This window comes from Azospirillum sp. TSH64, from assembly GCF_003116035.1.
In the GTDB taxonomy this organism is placed as follows: domain Bacteria; phylum Pseudomonadota; class Alphaproteobacteria; order Azospirillales; family Azospirillaceae; genus Azospirillum.
This window is the reverse complement of sequence record NZ_LGQW01000015.1, coordinates 6,654,599-6,671,733: the sequence shown is the minus strand read 5'-3', so window position 1 is coordinate 6,671,733 and position 17,135 is coordinate 6,654,599. Positions and strand designations below refer to the sequence as shown.

Here is a 17,135-nt window from a genome sequence, read left to right as displayed (position 1 = left end):
AATCGACCTCAACCGAAGGAACGCCGATGCCCGACTCCACCCCCTTCGCCGACAGCCCGGTCTGGGGCGGTATCAAGGACTGTATCGTCAAGGTCGTGCCCAGCCTGCGCGAGACCGAGTTCACGCCCGACACCCGTTTCGACCGGCTGGGGCTGGCGTCGATCCAGGTCATCACCATCACCTTCGAGATCGAGGAGATGTTCGGCGTCGGCATCGTCGACGAGGGGCTGGACGTCTTCGAGACCTGCGGCGAGCTGGAGGTGCTGGTCCGGCGTCTGGCCGCCACCAGAGAGGTGACGGCATGACAGGCGGTCGGTACCGCCGCCCCGACGGCTCGCACCGGGTGGTGGTGACCGGCGTGGGCGCCGTCACCGGCTTCGGCGTCGGCCTTCCCGCCTTCTGGCAGGGCGTGACCGAGGCGCGCACGGCCATCCAGCCCACCCGCCGGACCTTCGAGGGGATGGAGGTGATCCGTCCCGCCGCGACCGTCGCCGGCTACCGGCCGCTGGATCATTTCAGCGAGGCGCAGCTGCTGACCTGCGAACCCTTCGTGCAGTATGCGCTGCTGGCGGCACGGGAGGCCATCGCCGCCGCCGGCCTGACCTCCGCCGACCTGACCGATGCGGCCATCGTGCTCGGCTGCGGCGGCGGCGGCGAACTGTCGCGCCAGGAGACGGCCATCCACCTGTTCGCCAACCGCCGGCCGCGCGCCCATCCGACCACGGTGCCGCGCACCAACCACCAGGCCGCCTGCGGCATGATCGCCATCGAGCACGGCATCCTCGGGCCGTCCTTCGTCGTCGCCACCGGCTGCGCCTCCGGGTCGCACGCCATCTCGCAGGCGGCGATGATGGTGCGCCACGGCTATGCCGAACGCGCGCTGACCGGCGGGACCGAGGCCAACGTCATCTATGCGGTGATGCGCTGCTTCGACGCGGCCCGGACCATCGCCTCCGACACCTGCCGCCCCTTCTCCTCCGGCCGCTCCGGGCTGGCGCTGGGCGAGGGCTCCGGCATCCTGGTCATCGAGACGATGGAGTCCGCCGATCGGCGCGGCGCCCCGGTGCTGGCCGAGATCGCCGGCTTCGGCATGTCGAGCGACGCCACCGACACCGTCCAGCCGACGATCCGCGGCCCGGTCCGGGCGGTGATGCAGGCCCTGGCCGATGCCGGACTGCGCACCGACGAGATCGGCTATCTCAATGCCCACGGCACCGGGACGCCGCTGAACGACCGGGTGGAAACGCAGGTGGCCCATGCGGTGTTCGGTCCCCATGCGGCGCGGCTGATGATGTCCTCCACCAAATCGCAGATCGGCCACACCTTCGGCGCCGCCGGCGCGCTGGAGCTGATCGCCACCATCCTCGGCCTCACCCGCGGCGTGGCGCCGCCGACCGTCAATTACCAGGGGGCCGACCCCGACTGCGACATCGACTGCGTGCCGAACGAGGCGCGCGCCCATCGCTTCGGCGCCGCCGTCTCGCAATCCTTCGCCTTCGGCGGCGTCAATGCGGCCATCGCCGTGCGGGCGGTGTGAGGCGGCGATGGCGGGGCTTCTGAACTGGCTCGACCATGGCGGGGCGGCAGGCGACCCGCTGTGGCATTTTCCCGCCGAAGGGATGGAGCGGCGGCTTTCGGAGCTGCGGACCCGCTCCGGCGCCATCGCCGCCGGGCTGGCGGCCCGCGGCATCCGGCCGGGCGACCGCGTGGTGATGCTGCTCGACACCGGATCGGCCGCGGTCTGCCTGCTGCTGGCGCTGTGGCGGCTGCAAGCCGTGCCGGTGCCGCTGCGGCCCTGGTCGGGAACGGCTTCGGGAACGGCTTCAGATGCGGTCGGCGGCAGCGACCGGGCGGGCGGCTTCCTGCGCTTCCTGCTGGAGGTGACGCGGCGAAGCGATGCCCGGCTGGTGGTGACCGACCGTCCCGCCGCCGTTCCGCAGCTCGACCCTTTGCTGACCAGTGTGGAGGCGCTGGAGGCGCCGCTCGAGCGGTCGCCTCCGGCCGGCGGCGATGGCGAGTGCAGGGCCGACGGGCTGGCGCTGATCCAGTTCAGTTCGGGCAGCACCGGGCAGCCCAAGGGCGTGATGGTTACCCACGCCATGGTGATGGCGCAGCTCCGCCAGCTTGCCGACAATTATGCGGCCGCCGGCAGCGGCCGGCCGCCGCGCTCGATTGCGTCCTGGCTGCCCTTCTATCACGACATGGGGCTGTTCATCGGCATCCTGCTGCCGCTGTTCACCGGCGCCGATGCCATGGCCGCACCCCCCGCCTGGTACATGCGCAATCCGGCACGCTGGTTCGCCGCGATGGCCGCGCGGGGCAGCGATCTGACTTTCTCCACCAGTTCGGTGCTGGCGGCGACGCTGCGCGGGGTGCGCCGCCTGCATGGCCGCGGCTGCGACCTGTCGGCGCTGATCCTCTATGTCGCCGCCGAGAAGATCAGCCCGGCGGTGCTGGACGAGGCGGCGGCGGTGCTGGCGCCGCTGGGGATGCCGCCGTCGCAGCTGCGCGCCGGCTATGGCATGGCGGAATACACGCTGGGCTGCACCCACAGCCGCCAACCGGGGCTGCGCCGGCTGCGCGTGCGCATCGCTCCAGGGGGCCGGGTTCTGACCGAAGACGGGGACGGCGAAGCGCTGGAACTCGTCTCGGTCGGCAAGCCCAACGACGCCTGCGACCTCATCGTGCGCGACGAGGCGGGATGTCCGCTCGGCGAGATGAGGCTGGGCGAGATCACGGTCGCCGGCCCCTGCCTCACCCCCGGCTACTGGCGGGACGAGGCGATGACGCAGCGGGCACTTGGCCGGGGATGGATGCGCTCCGGCGATCTGGGCTTCCTGCACGATGGCGAGCTGTTCTTCGTCGCCCGCAAGGACGAGATGCTGGTGGTGGGCGGCCGCAACGTCATCCCCGCCGATGTCGAGCTGGAGGTCGAATCCCTGCCGTTCGTCGGTCCCGGACGCGCGGTGCTGTTCGGTGCCGACGAGCCCGGCGGGCCGCGTCAGGTGCTGCTGGTCGAGGGCAACGCCGCGTCGCCGCCGCCGGTCGTCAGTGGACGGCTGACGGCGATCCGGCGCTGCATCCTCGACGGCTTCGGCTTCGTGCCGACCGACATCGCCGTCGTGCCCAAGGGAACCATCGAGAAGACCTCCAGCGGCAAGAAGCGCACCGCGGTCATCCGCCGCCGCTGGCAGGCGGGAGCGATTCCGCAGCTGGCCTGACCGGCCTTGCCGCGGACCGCCCGGCAAGGCGGATGCTCAGGCTGCAGGTGACTGGGGTTGGAGGACGATCCGCTCCCCCGGCTGGGCGAGACGCATGCGTGTGTCGGCGGCGCAGGCGGCGGCCAGCCGGTCGCGTTCGCCCATGCGGACATGGTAGAGGCGCATCTCGCCGACGCCGAGCCGCTCGGGGAAATCGGACAGCTGGCTGAAGGCGGCGTGGAAGGGCTGGAGCGGATCCGGCTCCACCGTCAGGCACTCGTGGAACAGCAGGTCGGCGCCGCGGAACAGCGCTTCGGAGTCCGCCGTGGCACGGCCGTCGCCGGAATGGGCGAAGGCGACGCCGCCCGCCTCCAGCCGGATGGCGCGGTTGGGCATGGAATGGCGGGTCAGCGCGGTGCGCAGGCGGAAGGGGCCGAGCGTGCCGTCTTCCGGGGTTTCGATCCAGCGCAGCGGAAAGGAGAGTGACCGCTCGGGATCGGTGGCGCCGGCCTGGAACAGCAGGGCCAGCTGCTTCCACCCGCCGACGGTGGTGACGATGTCCAGCGGCTTGCTGCGGCGGTCGTCGGTCCAGCGGATCAGCGTGGGGATCAGGCCGAAGCAATGGTCGGGGTGATGGTGGGTGAAATAGAGCGCGTCGATGGCGTCGGGGTCCGGCATTTCGCGCCACAGCACCGGCGGCACCGAATGGCCGCAGTCGATCATCAGGCGGAAGCCGTTGGCGGCGACGATCAGCGAGGAATTGGCGAAGGAGGGGTCGGCCGCTTCGCCGACGCCCAGAACCTGGATGTCCATGAGGGTCAATGTCCGACTTTGGCCAGCACGTCGGCCTTGAGGAAACGTTCGATCACCAGCATGAAGCCCACCGAGGGAACCAGCAGGATCAGGGCGGTGATGGCGGCGATCTGGAAATTGCCGCCCATGCCGGCGTTGAACATGAGCAGCGGCAGGGTGGAGATGTCGGGCACCCCGACGAAATAGGTGCCGGTGAACTCGTCCAGCGATTCCAGGAAGACGAAGATGGAGCTTGCCATCACCCCCGGCGCCGCCAGCGGCAGGGTGATGCCGAAGAAGGTGCGCAAGGGACCGGCACCCATGTCGCGCGCCGCCTCCTCCAGCGAGCGGTCGACGGCGGCGAAGGCGGCGGCGGTGATCCAGACGGAGAAGACCAGCCCATGGACGGTGTGGACCAGCACCACGCCGGCCACCGTGCCGTTCAGCCCCAGCGTGTAGAAGATGCGCGCCACGTTGATGTAGACGGCGACGCTGGGAAAGGCCTGGGGCAGCAGGAAGGCCAGCAGGATCGCGCCCCGCCAGGGCAGCCGCAGCCTGGCCAGCGCATAGCCGGCGGGAACCGACACGGCGAGGCAGGCCGCCACCGTCAGCAGCGCGATGGTGACGCTGGTCGCCAGCGACGCCATGGCGTTGGAGCGCGGGGCGAACACCCGCTCCCAGAAGGAGAAGCCGTATTGCAGCGGCAGGGTGTGGGGGAAGTACCATTTCTCCGCCACCGCCCACAGGCCGAGATTGGTCAGCGGCCCGAAGATGACGAAGGCCAGCAGCCCAAGGGCCAGTCCGCGCGGAATCCAGGCGAGGGCCCGCGCCGGTGCAAGAGTGGTGATCATCGCGCACCGCCCTGGCGCACGCCGTGCCGCAGGTAGACCCAGCCGACCAGACCGGCCATGGCGTAGGAGACGAAGCCGAGAGCATTGGCGACGCCGTAGTCGCCATGGGCGTTGATGCGGTAGGCCATGTCCACGGTGATCATCGTCGGGCTGTTGGGGTTGATCATCATCGGCACCGACATCACCGACAGCATGGTCACGAAGCTGAGGATCAGCCCGACGACCAGCGTCGGCCGGACCTGGGGAACGACGATCTCGGCCAGGATGCGCAGCCGGCCGGCGCCGAGGTCGCGCGCCGCCTCGATGGTCGAGCGGTCGAGCGAGGCCATGGCGCCCGCCACCATCAGCGCCACGAAGGGCGTCTGCTTCCAGACGAAGGTCACCACCACGCCGCGCCAGTCGAGCAGGCTCGCCGCCTGCAACGGCTCGATGATGCCGCCGCCGATCAGCAAATTGTTCATCAACCCGTTCTTGGCGAGGAAGGAGCGCATCATCTGGGCGGCGACGATGAAGGGGATGAACAGCGGCCAGCGGTAGAGCCAGCGCAGCATTGTGACCGCCAGCCGGTTCTCGCCGAGCGTCAGATAGCCGCCGATGGCGACCGACAGCACCGCCACCAGCGCCGAGGACAGCAGCACGATGGCCAGCGTGAAGGCCATGTCGAGGCTGTACAGCTCGAACGCCTTGGCGATGTTCGCCAGCGTCCAGCCGCCGTCGCGGCCCTGGAAGGCGCTGACCGCCGACAGGCCGAGCGGATAGAGGAAGAACAGCGCCACCATCGCCAGCGCCGGCAGGACCAGAAGCACGCCCCAGACCCAGTCGGGCAAGGCCGCGGTGACGGGCAGGGCGGTGGCGTCCCTTCCCCCGCCTTTGCGGAGGAAGGGGGCTGGCCGGTTGGCCTCAGTTGGCAACGGTGCGCTCATAGGCTTCCATGATGTCGGTGAAATAGCCCGACAGCGGGAAGGGCTTGCCCTTGCTCGCCAGCTCGTCCGGCTTCACGTCGGTGAACAGCCTGGCCCAGGTCTGGGCATCCAGCTTCGGCTGCACATAGGCGGCGTCGATGCCCGGATACCAGTTGAAGCGCTTGACGATGCCGTCGGCCTGCACCTCGGGGCTGGTCGCCAGTTCGATGAACCTGCGGGCGGCGTCCTGGTTGGCGGCCTTGGCCGGGACCGTGTAGTACATCGGCTGGCCGGGCATGCCCGGACCGATCAGCTGGAGCTTCATCGCCGGGTTGAGGCGGCCGTCGGCCTGCCAGCTGTAGAACATGTCGACCCACACCGGACCCATGGCGATCTCGCCGCGGTTCAGCATGTCGAGCGTGCCGGCATTGCCGGGAGTCAGCGTGACGCTCCTGTTGAACTCCTTCAGGCCCGACAGCGCCTTCTCGATCGCCGGCTTCATCGCCGCGTCGTAGGGGCCCTTCTCCAGCCGGGCGGCGTCGCCGATGTTGGCGGCGGTCCAGCCGGTGACAAAGCCGACGCCCGACATGCCGCCCTTGATGCCGTTGTAGCCGAAGGATTTCGGGTTGGCCTTCACCCACTCCGCCAGCTCGGCGTAGGTCCTGGGCGGCGCCTTCACCAGCTCCGGGTTGTAGGCCAGCGCGATCTGGCTGTGGAACATCGGCAGGACATAGCCGGTGACGTCGGTACCGAGCGCGTTGCGGGCGCTGTCGCGGCTGGCGAGCGTGCCGGTCTTGACGTCGCCGACATAGGCCGAGAGCATCTTCTCCTGCACCATCTGGCCGGCCATCTTCTGGTGGATGACGGCGACGTCGACGTCCCACCTCGCGGCCCCGGCGGCGGCCTCGGCGCTCAGCTTCTCGTAGATCTTCTGCGATCCGCCGTCGCCCGGCCCGGTGCCGGCGGCGCGCACCTTGACGCCCGGATTCTGCGCCTCGAACTTGGGCGCCAGATACTCGTTGACGTAATCGACCATGTTCTGGTCGCCGGCGGTGAGCACGGTCAGCACCGTCTCGGCCTTCAGCGGCGCGGCGGAAAGACCGGCGGCGAGCGCCAGACCGGCGGCCCCGGCGAGCAGCGTCCTCAGCGTCGTGAGCGTCATGGAAAAATCCCCCTTCTTTCCCGATGGTGGACCGGATGGTTGAGATCGCCTCAGGCCGTTCCCGCCGCCTCCCGGCGGAGCGGGAAGCAATGCAGGGCCGAAGGCGGGATGACGATGGCGACGGCGTCGCCGACCGTGCGGCGGTCGTCGTCGTCGACCAGAAAGACCGTGCCGCCGACCGCGACGCCGTAGCGCCAGCGGCCGCCGGGATAGGCGGCCTGCGTGATGCGGCCGCGCAGGACCAGCGCGTCGGGCGGGGTGTGGCCGGCTGACGCCAGCCGCACGGATTCGGTGCGGAAATGCGCGGCGACCGGGCCGCTGCCGGGCATCTCGACCTGTGCGCCGTCCTGTGCGCCATCGCCGCCGAGCGGCAGGCTGACGGCGTCGTGGTCCGGGCCGGCGGCGATCTCCAGCGTCCGCTCCGTCCGTGTCGCCTGCAAGGGCACCACATTGTCGGCGCCGAGGAAGCTGGCGACGAAGGCGCTGGCCGGACGGCGGTAGATCTCCTCGGGCGTGCCGATCTGGGCAATGACGCCGGCGTTCAGGATGACGATGCGGTCGGCCATCACCATCGCCTCCTCGCGGTCATGCGTCACATGGACGGCGGTGATGCCGAGCCGCTGTTGCAGCGCGCGGATTTCGTGGCGCAGTTCGAGACGGATGCGGGCGTCCAGATTGGACAGCGGTTCGTCCAGCAGCAGGATGTCGGGATCGATCGCCAGCGCCCGGCCGAGCGCCACGCGCTGGCGCTGGCCGCCCGACAGCTGGGTGACGTTGCGGTCGGCCAGCCCGTCGAGCTTCAGCAGCCGCAGCATCTCGGCCACCCGCTCGGCGATGCGCGGGCGGGTCCAGCGCCGCAGCTTCAGCCCGTAGCCGATGTTCTGGGCGGTGGTCATGTGCGGCCACAGCGCATAGGACTGGAAGACCATCGCGGTGTCGCGGCGCTCCGGCGGCGCCTTGGTCACGTCGCGCCCGGCGATGGCGATGCGCCCGCCATCCACCGGCACGAAGCCCGACACCGCCCGCAGCAGCGTGGTCTTGCCGCAGCCCGACGAGCCCAGCAGCGCCACGAACTCGCCGGGGCGGACATGCAGGCTGACGCCGTTCAGCACGCGCGAGCCGCCATAGGCGACGGTCAGATTCTCGACATGCAATTCCGACATCGCCGCAGACTTCCCGCATTTCCCGAAATGGTCAGCGTCGTTGCATGCGTATGCAAAGCCGCTGACCCAGGGTTTAGGCGGGAAGCGTGAAGCCCGAATGATGGAATTGTGATGCTTTGGTGAATGCGGCTCTGCCGCTTGGGGTGAATGCGGCTCCGCCGACTGTCAGAGGCAGGCCGATCCGCGCCTGACCAGCAGCGGGGGCGGGCGGTGCAGGACCGGCGGGGCGTCGGGATCCGCCAGCCGGCGCTCCAGCATGTCGAGCAGGGTCGCCACGATCTCGTCGACCGGATTGCGGATGGTGGTCAGGGAGAAGCTCGGCCAGCCGGCCATCGGCACATCGTCGAAGCCGACGATGGACAGCTCGTCCGGCACCCGAAGGCCGAGGGCGGTGCGGGCGGCGTCGAGCGCGCCGAAGGCCATGGCGTCGTTGCCGCAGAACAGGGCGTCCGGACGGTCGGGACCGGCCAGCAGCCGCAGCGCCTCGCGATGGCCGCTGTCGTAGCTGTAGTCGCCCTCTCCCACGGCGGCCAGCGGCATCCCCAGTTCCGCCAAAGCCGCCCGGAAGGCGCTGCCGCGTTCCTGCTCGGAAAAGGCGGTGGGGCGTCCGCCGAGATAGGCGATGCGGCGATGGCCGGCCGCGACCAGCGCCTGCGCCACCAGCCTTGCGCCGAGCGGGTTGTCGCAGCAGATGCTGTCCACCCCGTCCGCCTCCACCGCCCGGCCGTAGAGGAGCAAGGGAACGCCGAGCGCCATCAGGCCGCGGACCGCCGCCGGGGACACGCTGCCGGCCGTCACCACCACCGCATCCACCTGATAGTCGAGAGCGGCCATCGCCGTGCCGTCCAGCGCATCAGCCGGGTCGCCGCGTACCAGCAGCGGCTGCCTGCCGCGCGAGGCCAGGCCGCGGGTGAGCGTCTCGAACAGATAGGGCTGGAATGGCCCGTCCAGATCGCCCATGACGACGCCGATCAGGTTGGTGCGCCGGGTGGTCAGGCTGCGCGCGATGGCGTTCGGGCGGTAGGACAGCCGCCGTGCCGCCTCCAGCACGCGGCTGCGCGTTTCCGCCGAAACGCTGGCCCCCTCGGTAAAGCACCGTGACACGGCGGACTGCGATACCCCCGCCAGCCGCGCCACATCCACTGCGGTCGCCCGCCTCCGCTCCCCCGCCACTGTTCCTCCGGCCGCTCGGTCGCGGGGCGAGTGTAAGGGCTTCGTGGCCTGGGTGCCAGACTGCCGTCGCCCGGACCGCCGGCCTCAGTCGTCCGGCTGCACCGGAATGCCGTGCTTGCGCAGTTTCGCATAGAGGTTGGTGCGCGACAGGCCGAGGCTGCGGGCGGCCTCCAGCTTGTTGCCCCGGCAGTCGGCGAGCGCCTCCTGGATCAGCGACCGTTCCAGATCGTCCATCGCCGCGGCCAGCGGGCGTTTCCCCTCCACCGCAGCGGGACGGTCGAGGGGAGCGTCCGGCAGGATGTCGGCGAAATCGTCGGCGAGGATGCGGTCGCCTTCGGTGCGCACATAGACCTGTTCGATGACATTCGCCAGTTCGCGGATGTTGCCGGGCCAGTCATGGCGCCGCAGCGCGTCGAGCGCCGAGGGCGTGAGGTCGCGCATCGGCTGGTCGAGGCTGAGCGCGACCTTCTCCGAAAACAGCGAGGCGAGGATCTCCAGATCGTCCCGGCGGTCGCGCAGCGCCGGCAGCTGGATCGGGAAGACGTTCAGCCGGTAATAGAGGTCCGGCCGGAAGGCACCGTTGCGCACCATTTCGGCCAGCGGCCGGCTGGTCGCCGCGATGATGCGGACATCGACCTTGACCACCTGGTTGGATCCCAGCGGCTCGACCTCGCGTTCCTGCAGGGCGCGCAGCAGCTTGGCCTGCAACGGCAGCGGCATGTCGCCGATCTCGTCGAGGAACAGGGTGCCGCCGTCGGCCAGTTGGAACTTGCCGGGGCGTGGCTGGCGGCCGGCGCCGGTGTAGGCGCCGGGGGCCACGCCGAAGAACTCCGCCTCCAGCAGGTTTTCAGGAATGGCGGCGGTGTTGACGCCGACGAAGGGGCGGTGGGCGCGGTCGGAGCAGGCATGGATCGACTGCGCCACCAGCTCCTTGCCGGTCCCGGTCTCGCCCAGCAGCAGCACCGCCGAATTGATCTGGCCGGCGCGGCGCACCAGCCGCTTGACCTGGAGCATCGCCGGGCTGAAGCCGATCAGGTTCTCGACCGTGTATTTCGATGCCCGGCTGGCGGCCAGCTCCTGCTCGACCCGGGTCAGCCGGGATTGCAGCTTGTTGAAGCGGTCGGCGATGGGCCGCAGATAGGTCAGGCTGTTCTTCAGGGCGAAGGCGAGGGCGCCGATGACCTCGCCGGTCTCGTCGCGCAGCGGCAAGCGGCTGACCAGCAGCGTGTGTTCGCCATAGCGCATGATGTCGAGCGGCATCGACCGGCCGGTTTCCACCACCTCGCGCATCCGGCTGTGCGGGATGACGCGCTCCACCGGCTGGCCGATGGCGTCCGCCCGCGACTGGAGCCCCAGCTGCGCCATCAGCTTTTCAGTGAACCAGACATGCTTGTCGTTCGACCAGACGATGCGGGCGTCACGGTCGACCAGCAGCGCACCGTCGATCATCTCGTCGACCATCGCCATCAGCGCGCACGCCGCCGCGAACTGCTCGCGTCGATCCGTCGGCATTCCCAGTCCTCCCCAATACGGACTGTCAATATTACGCACATTATCTGTCAGAAAAATGAACACGATGGAAGGGCTGATTTCCTGGGAAACCGGGCTTCCCGGCGGGCCGGACTGTGCGCACTCGCAAACACCGGGCCAGCATGCTTGAGCAGGCTTTCAATAAAATCGTGACTTAACAAGCGCTTGGCTGTCTGGCACAGCCGTTGCTTACCAAGCTTTCCAAACAGCGTCCATAACGAACAATCAGAGCAACGCTCAATGGGCTCCGGTCACGCGGGACGAGGGAATGCACAGACCATGACACAGCAGCGCATCGCCATCATCGGCGCTGGGATGATGGGGCAGGGGATCGCGCAGGCTTTCGCCGCCGCCGGCCATCGCGTCGAGATCCAGGAGCCCGATGCCGTTCGCCGGGCCGGCATCCTCGACCGCATCCGCCAAACCCTCGGCGAACAGGCCCTCGGCGATCCGGGCAAGGACATCGCCATCGTCGACCGCATCCGGCCGCAAGAGACGCTGGAGGAGGCCGTCGCCGCCGCCGACATCGTCATCGAGGCGGTGCCGGAGGATCTCGCCCTCAAGCAGCGCGTCCTGGCGGCGGCGGAAGCGGCGGCGCCGTCCCATGCGCTCCTTGCCAGCAACACGTCGGTCATCCCGATCACCCGGATCATGGAGCCGCTGCGCGACCGCACCCGTGCGCTCGGCACCCACTGGTGGAATCCGGCCCACCTGATCCCGCTGGTCGAGGTCGTGCGGACGCGCGATACCGCCGATGCGGCGGTCGCCGCGATGACCGGCCTGCTGAGGTCCGTCGGCAAGCTGCCGGTGGAGGTCCGCAAGGATGTGCCCGGCTTCATCGGCAACCGCCTGCAGCATGCGCTGTGGCGCGAGGCCATCGCGCTGGTCCAGGCCGGCGTGTGCGACGCGGAGACGGTCGACACCGTGGTCAAGGCCAGCTTCGGCCGGCGGCTCGCCGTGCTGGGGCCGCTGGAGAACGCCGATCTGGTCGGCACCGACCTGACGCTGGCGGTCCACGGCCATGTCCTGCCCGATCTCGACCGCACGCCGGGCCCGCAGCCCCTTCTCAGCGAACTGGTCGCCTCCGGGCGGCTCGGCATGAAGTCCGGCGCCGGCTTCCGGGTCTGGAGCGAAGGGCAGCGGGAGGAGGTCGCCGCCCGCCTCGCCGCCCATCTCCGGCGCCTCGACCTCCCCGAACGCGGATAGCCGCCAAGCCAAACCCGAACCGTCCGGGCCTTCCCGCCCGGACCAGCACAGGAGGGCCTTGCATGGCCGCATCGAAGAAAAAGGTCATCATCAGCTGCGCGCTGACCGGATCGATCCACACCCCCACCATGTCGGACGCCCTGCCGGTCACGCCCGACGAGATCGTCGAGCAGGGCGTCGGCGCGGCGGAGGCCGGGGCGGCGATCCTGCATCTGCACGCCCGCGACCCCCGCACCGGCCAGCCGACGCCCGACCCGGCGGTGTTCATGGAGTTCCTGCCGCGGCTGAAGCAGTCGACCGACGCGGTGCTGAACATCACCACCGGCGGTTCGCTCAACATGACGGTGCAGGAACGCCTCGCCGCCCCGCTGCTGGCCAAGCCGGAGATGTGCTCGCTCAACATGGGGTCGATGAATTTCGGCATCTTCCCGCTGGCCGACCGCTACAAGAACTGGAAGCACGATTGGGAGGAGCCCTATCTGCGCAGCACCGACGACTTCATCTTCCGCAACACCTTCCGCGACATCGCCTATATCCTCGAACATCTCGGCGAGGGCTGCGGCACCCGTTTCGAGTTCGAGTGCTACGATGTCGGGCACCTCTACAATCTCGCGCATTTCCTCGACCGCGGGCTGGTGAAGACGCCGCTGTTCATCCAGACCATCTTCGGGATCCTCGGCGGCATCGGGGCGGAGGAGCGCAACCTCGTCTTCATGCGCGAGACCGCCGACCGCCTGTTCGGCAAGGATTACGAATGGTCGGTGCTGGCCGCCGGCCGCCACCAGATCCCCTTCACCACCATGGCCGCGGTGATGGGCGGCAACGTCCGCGTCGGGCTGGAGGACAGCCTCTATCTCGCCAAGGGCCGGCTGGCCCGCAACAGCGCCGAGCAGGTGGCGAAGATCCGCCGCATCCTGGAGGAGCTGTCGCTGGAGGTTGCCACCCCGGAAGAGGCGCGCGCCATGCTCGACCTCAAGGGTGCCGATCAGGTGGCGTTCTGACGCGCAATCATCCGACCGAGGAACGAAGAGACATGCAGAACAGAATTGCTGTCGTCACCGGCTCCACCAGCGGCATCGGGCTGGCGACGGTGCGGGCGCTTGCCGACCGGGGCTGCGACGTGATGGTCAATGGCTTCGGCGACCGCGCGGAGATCGACCGCAACTGCGCCGCGATCGCGGAACAGAGCGGCAGCCGCATCGTCTATTCCGCCGCCGACCTCAGCCGGCCGGAGGAGGTGCGCGCCATGATGGCCGACGTCGCCGACCGGCTGGGACCGGTCGACATCCTGGTGAACAATGCCGGCGTCCAGCATGTCGCGGCACTCGACGAGTTCCCCGACGACAAGTGGGACCTGCTGCTGGCGGTCAACCTCAGCGCCGCCTTCCACGCCATCAAGGCGGCGGTGCCGTCGATGCGGGAGCGGGGCTGGGGGCGCATCGTCAACACCGCGTCGGTGCTCGGCATGGTCGGCGCGCCGCACAAGCCGGCCTATGTCGCCGCCAAGCACGGCCTCATCGGCCTGACCAAGTCGGTGTCGATCGAGGTGGCGCCCCACGGCATCACCTGCAACGCGATCTGCCCGGGAACGGTGCTGACGCCGATCATCGAGCGCCAGATCGCCCAGCAGGCGCAGGTCACCGGCCTGCCGGAGGATCAGGTGCTGCGGGCGGTGTTCCTGGAGAGAATGCCGACCGGCCGGCTGATCGCGCCGGAGGAGGTCGCGTCCGCCATCGCCTTCCTGTGTTCCGACGCCGCGGGGTCGATCACCGGAGCGGCCCTTCCCGTCGATGGCGGCTATACCACCCACTGATTTCCGCCTCCCGGCCCGCCGGCCGGGGTCCAAAACAGCAGAACCAAAACACCAAAAACCGTCATATTGGGGAGCGAACCATGCGTAAACCGCTTGTTGCCGGACTTCTCGCCGGCACCATCCTGGCCTCCGGCGCCGCCCAGGCCCAGATGTCCGACAGCGTCATCAAGATCGGCATGCTGTCCGACCGCTCCGGCATCTATGCCGACATCAACGGCGAGGGATCGGCGGTGGCGGCCCGGATGGCCGCCGAGGAATTCGGCAATGCCATAAATGGCACGAAGATCGAGATCATCGTCGGCGACCACCAGAACAAGGCGGACATCGCCGCCAACCTGGCCCGCCAGTGGATCGACACCGAAAAGGTCGATGTCGTCGCCGACGTGCCGAACTCCGCTGCGGCGCTGGCGGTGCAGGCGATCACGCGCGACAAGAAGCGCCTGTTCCTGATGTCCGGCCCCGGCTCGACCGACCTCACCGGCAAGGAATGCAGCCCCTACGGCTTCCAGTGGACCTGGGACAACCACGCCGTGGCCTCCGCCACCGCCCGCGCCCTGGTCGAGCAGGGCCGCAAGAGCTGGTTCTTCATCACCGCCGACTACGCCTTCGGCCATTCGCTGGAAGCCGAGGCGGCCAACACGGTCAAGCAACTGGGCGGCACCATCAAGGGCAGCGTGCGCCATCCGCTGGGGGCGTCCGACTTCTCCTCCTACCTGTTGCAGGCGCAGGCATCGGGGGCCGAGGTGGTCGCCTTCGCCAATGCCGGCGGCGACACCATCAACGGCGTCAAGCAGGCGGCCGAATTCGGCATTCCCCAGGGCGGCCAGACGCTGGCGGGGCTGCTGCTGAACATCAACGACATCCAGGCGCTCGGGCTGGAGACCTCGCAGGGCCTGATGCTGGCGAACTCCTTCTACTGGGACATGACCGAGGAAACCCGCGGCTGGTCGAAGAAGTTCGAGGAGCGGACCGGCCGCAAGCCGTCGATGAACCAGGCCGGTGTCTATTCGTCGGTCCGCCATTACCTGAAGGCGGTGCAGGAGCTGGGCACCGACGATCCCGACAAGGTGGCGGCGAAGATGCGCGCCATGCCGGTCACCGACATGATGATGAAGGAGGTGAAGATCGCCGCCAACGGCCGGGTCTTCGACGACATGTATCTGGCGCAGGTGAAGACGCCGGCGGAGTCGAAATACGCCTGGGACTACTTCAAGATCCTGAAGACCGTTCCCGGCGCGCAGGCCTACATCGACCCGAAGGACAGCGGCTGCCCGCTCGTCAAGTGACGCCCGGCAAAGAATGGTGATGCCACGGGCTGTCCGGACGGCGGCCCTTGGCCTTCCCGCCGCTCTTGCGGGTAACGCCGGTTTCAATGGCCGGCACCGTCCCCATGTCTACGGCTCCCGGCCGCGGCTCAAGGCCGCAGTTCCAGGCCGCAGCCGGGGCGTGTCATCCGCAGCCGGTAGGGAAGGGAACGATGAGCAACCTGAGCAAAGTCCTCGGCGTCATCCTGGCCAACGGTCTGGCCGGCCGCACCGGTCGCGGGCCGGCCTTCGCCGCCGCCATGCCCCTGCTCCTCGGCAAGAAGGGCAAAAAAAAGATGAAGGGCTATCACGGCCACGGCCATGGCATGCCCCATGTCCCGGCCGCCGGTTCGGGGTTGCTGCAGAAGGCGGGCCTCGCCTCGCTCGCCTATCTCGCCTACCGGGCTTACCAGGACGGCAAGGCACCCGCTGCGCCCGGCCATCCGCCGTCGGGACCGGCTCCGACCTCGGCTCCCGCTGCGGGTGGACCGCTGGGAGGGATTCTCGACCGGCTCGGCCTTGGCGGTGTGGCCGGCGGCGGACCGATTGCCGGTTCCGGGGGCGGTGCGCTCGGCAGCGTGCTGGGCGGTGTGCTGGGAGGGGCCGGCGCGGCCGGTGTTGCCGGCGGTCTGGGCGACCGTCTGGCCGGGGTGCTGCGTGGCGGCCAGCCGGAACCCGATCTCGGCGACGCCAAGGCGCTGCTGCTGATCCGCGCCATGATCGCGGCGGCCAATGCCGACGGCCACATCTCGCCCGACGAGCAGCGGCGCATCCTCGACAGCCTCGATGCCGCCCAGGCCGAGCCGGAGGACCGGCGCATCGTCGAGGCCGAACTGCGGTCCCCGCGGCCGCTGGACCAGATCGTCCGCGACGTCCACGATCCCGAAACCGCCGAACAGGTCTATCTCGCGTCCGAACTGGCCGTGCGCGGCGGCAGCGAGGTCGACCGCCAGTATCTGGCCTACCTCGCCTCCCGCCTCGGCCTGACGGACGCCCGCCGCCGCGAACTGGACTCGATGGTCTGACCGGCGGCTCCCGCCCGGTCGGACGATGGACTTCGGACCATGGACTGGGCGGGGGCTCTGCCATACCTTGAGAGGGACGGTCCGCCAGGGCCGGGCAGCCGCCCCAGAAAGAGATCGTGATGGCCGACCACCTCAATGCCCGTGCTGCCTTTTCCGACCTTCACAAGGACGGCTGCTTCGTCATCCCCAATCCGTGGGATGCCGGCAGCGCCCTGATGCTGAAGTCTCTCGGGTTCCGCGCGCTGGCGTCCACCTCGGCGGGGTTCGCCTTCTCGCGCGGGTTGCCCGATGCCGACTGGGCGGTGCCGTGCGCGGACATGCTGTCCCATATCGCCGACATCGTCCGGGCAACCGATCTGCCGGTGAACGCGGACTTCGAGTCCGGCTATGCCCATGACGTCGAAGGGCTGACCCGGAATGTGCGGCTCTGTGCCGACACCGGCGTGGCCGGGCTGTCGGTGGAAGACGCCACCGGCGATCCGTCGAAGCCCCTGTATGATTTCGACCACGCGGTCGAGCGGATCGCGGCGGCGGCGGAAGCATTGCGGGGAACGGGCATTCTCCTGACGGCCCGCTGCGAAGCCGTGCTCGTCGATCGGCCGGCGGCTGTCGAGGAGGTGTTGCGCCGGCTGCCGGCCTATGCGGCGGCGGGCGCCGACGTCCTCTACGCGCCGGGCCTGCGGACGCCGGACGAGATCAAGGCGGCGGTCGATGCGGTAAGCCCCAAGCCGCTCAACCTGCTGGTTTCCTCGCCGATCGGTTTGTCGGTGCCGCAGATTGCCGAGCTGGGCGTGCGGCGGATCAGCCTTGGAAGCGCGCTGAGCCGTGCCGCGTGGGGCGGCTTCCTCCGGGCGGCGCGGATGCTGGCCGATCACGGCCGTTTCGATGCGCTGGCCGATGCCGAGCCGTTCGACGCGCTCAACGGATTCTTCCGGACGCACGGCCGCAGCCCGCATTGAGGGCGCCAAACTTTTTTGGCATCCAGTGAAGAAAGTTCTTGCGGGGTTGGGTCGA

General features: G+C 69.3%; 16 protein-coding genes. 9 read left to right on the top strand and 7 right to left on the bottom strand.

Going from position 1 to position 17,135, the window contains the following annotated elements:
- Window positions 1-26 precede the first annotated feature (26 nt).
- From TSH64_RS31450 to TSH64_RS31440, 3 genes are read left to right on the top strand one after another with little or no spacing between them, the layout of a single operon-like run.
- Window positions 27-305, top strand: a complete 279-nt coding sequence (locus tag TSH64_RS31450; RefSeq protein ID WP_098736733.1) for an acyl carrier protein — start codon at window positions 27-29, stop codon at window positions 303-305.
- On the top strand, window positions 302-1,537 hold the full coding sequence (locus TSH64_RS31445; protein ID WP_109451061.1) for a beta-ketoacyl-[acyl-carrier-protein] synthase family protein: 1,236 nt from the start codon (window positions 302-304) through the stop codon (window positions 1,535-1,537). Before TSH64_RS31450 ends, TSH64_RS31445 begins: the two co-directional genes overlap by 4 nt.
- Window positions 1,538-1,544: 7 nt before the next feature.
- Window positions 1,545-3,221 (top strand): AMP-binding protein, encoded by a 1,677-nt coding sequence (locus TSH64_RS31440; protein WP_158285436.1) that lies wholly within the window; start codon window positions 1,545-1,547, stop codon window positions 3,219-3,221.
- A gap of 36 nt (window positions 3,222-3,257) precedes the next feature.
- Here the strand turns inward: TSH64_RS31440 and TSH64_RS31435 are convergent, their stop codons facing one another.
- The 7 genes from TSH64_RS31435 to TSH64_RS31405 all read right to left on the bottom strand — a co-directional run bounded on the left by TSH64_RS31435 (window position 3,258) and on the right by TSH64_RS31405 (window position 10,755).
- Window positions 3,258-4,013: a ribonuclease Z gene (locus TSH64_RS31435; protein ID WP_109451058.1), complete on the bottom strand. Its 756-nt coding sequence runs from the start codon at window positions 4,011-4,013 to the stop codon at window positions 3,258-3,260.
- A 5-nt stretch (window positions 4,014-4,018) separates the two neighbouring features.
- Entirely contained in the window at window positions 4,019-4,843 is an 825-nt protein-coding gene (locus TSH64_RS31430) for an ABC transporter permease subunit (RefSeq protein WP_109451057.1), read from the bottom strand.
- Window positions 4,840-5,766 (bottom strand): ABC transporter permease subunit, encoded by a 927-nt coding sequence (locus tag TSH64_RS31425; RefSeq protein ID WP_199237707.1) that lies wholly within the window; start codon window positions 5,764-5,766, stop codon window positions 4,840-4,842. The genes TSH64_RS31430 and TSH64_RS31425 overlap by 4 nt, the downstream gene beginning before the upstream one ends.
- Window positions 5,744-6,907, bottom strand: a complete 1,164-nt coding sequence (locus tag TSH64_RS31420) for an extracellular solute-binding protein (protein WP_109451056.1) — start codon at window positions 6,905-6,907, stop codon at window positions 5,744-5,746. The genes TSH64_RS31425 and TSH64_RS31420 overlap by 23 nt, the downstream gene beginning before the upstream one ends.
- A 50-nt stretch (window positions 6,908-6,957) precedes the next feature.
- Window positions 6,958-8,070 carry an ABC transporter ATP-binding protein gene (locus tag TSH64_RS31415; protein ID WP_109451054.1) on the bottom strand — a complete coding sequence of 371 codons (1,113 nt, stop codon included), beginning with the start codon at window positions 8,068-8,070 and terminating at the stop codon, window positions 6,958-6,960.
- 165 nt (window positions 8,071-8,235) lie between these two features.
- Window positions 8,236-9,207, bottom strand: a complete 972-nt coding sequence (locus TSH64_RS31410; protein ID WP_282188152.1) for a LacI family DNA-binding transcriptional regulator — start codon at window positions 9,205-9,207, stop codon at window positions 8,236-8,238.
- Window positions 9,208-9,327: 120 nt separating this feature from the next.
- Window positions 9,328-10,755, bottom strand: coding sequence for a sigma 54-interacting transcriptional regulator (locus tag TSH64_RS31405; protein WP_109451052.1), 1,428 nt, complete (start codon window positions 10,753-10,755; stop codon window positions 9,328-9,330).
- A 297-nt stretch (window positions 10,756-11,052) separates the two neighbouring features.
- Between TSH64_RS31405 and TSH64_RS31400 the strand changes: the two genes are divergently transcribed.
- The 6 genes from TSH64_RS31400 (at window position 11,053) to TSH64_RS31375 (ending at window position 17,080) form a co-directional block, all read left to right on the top strand.
- Window positions 11,053-11,979, top strand: a complete 927-nt coding sequence (locus TSH64_RS31400; RefSeq protein WP_109451050.1) for a 3-hydroxyacyl-CoA dehydrogenase NAD-binding domain-containing protein — start codon at window positions 11,053-11,055, stop codon at window positions 11,977-11,979.
- A 62-nt stretch (window positions 11,980-12,041) separates the two neighbouring features.
- Window positions 12,042-12,980 carry a 3-keto-5-aminohexanoate cleavage protein gene (locus tag TSH64_RS31395; RefSeq protein ID WP_109451048.1) on the top strand — a complete coding sequence of 313 codons (939 nt, stop codon included), beginning with the start codon at window positions 12,042-12,044 and terminating at the stop codon, window positions 12,978-12,980.
- 32 nt (window positions 12,981-13,012) lie between these two features.
- Window positions 13,013-13,792 (top strand): 3-hydroxybutyrate dehydrogenase, encoded by a 780-nt coding sequence (locus TSH64_RS31390; RefSeq protein ID WP_109451046.1) that lies wholly within the window; start codon window positions 13,013-13,015, stop codon window positions 13,790-13,792.
- A gap of 80 nt (window positions 13,793-13,872) precedes the next feature.
- A complete protein-coding gene (locus tag TSH64_RS31385) occupies window positions 13,873-15,078 on the top strand; it encodes an ABC transporter substrate-binding protein (protein ID WP_109451045.1) in 1,206 nt (401 codons plus the stop codon).
- Window positions 15,079-15,269: 191 nt separating this feature from the next.
- Window positions 15,270-16,121 carry a DUF533 domain-containing protein gene (locus TSH64_RS31380; RefSeq protein WP_109451043.1) on the top strand — a complete coding sequence of 284 codons (852 nt, stop codon included), beginning with the start codon at window positions 15,270-15,272 and terminating at the stop codon, window positions 16,119-16,121.
- Between the two features lie 119 nt (window positions 16,122-16,240).
- The gene (locus tag TSH64_RS31375) at window positions 16,241-17,080 is read left to right on the top strand and encodes an isocitrate lyase/phosphoenolpyruvate mutase family protein (RefSeq protein WP_109451042.1); all 840 of its coding nucleotides are present in this window, start codon (window positions 16,241-16,243) and stop codon (window positions 17,078-17,080) included.
- Window positions 17,081-17,135: the final 55 nt, after the last annotated feature.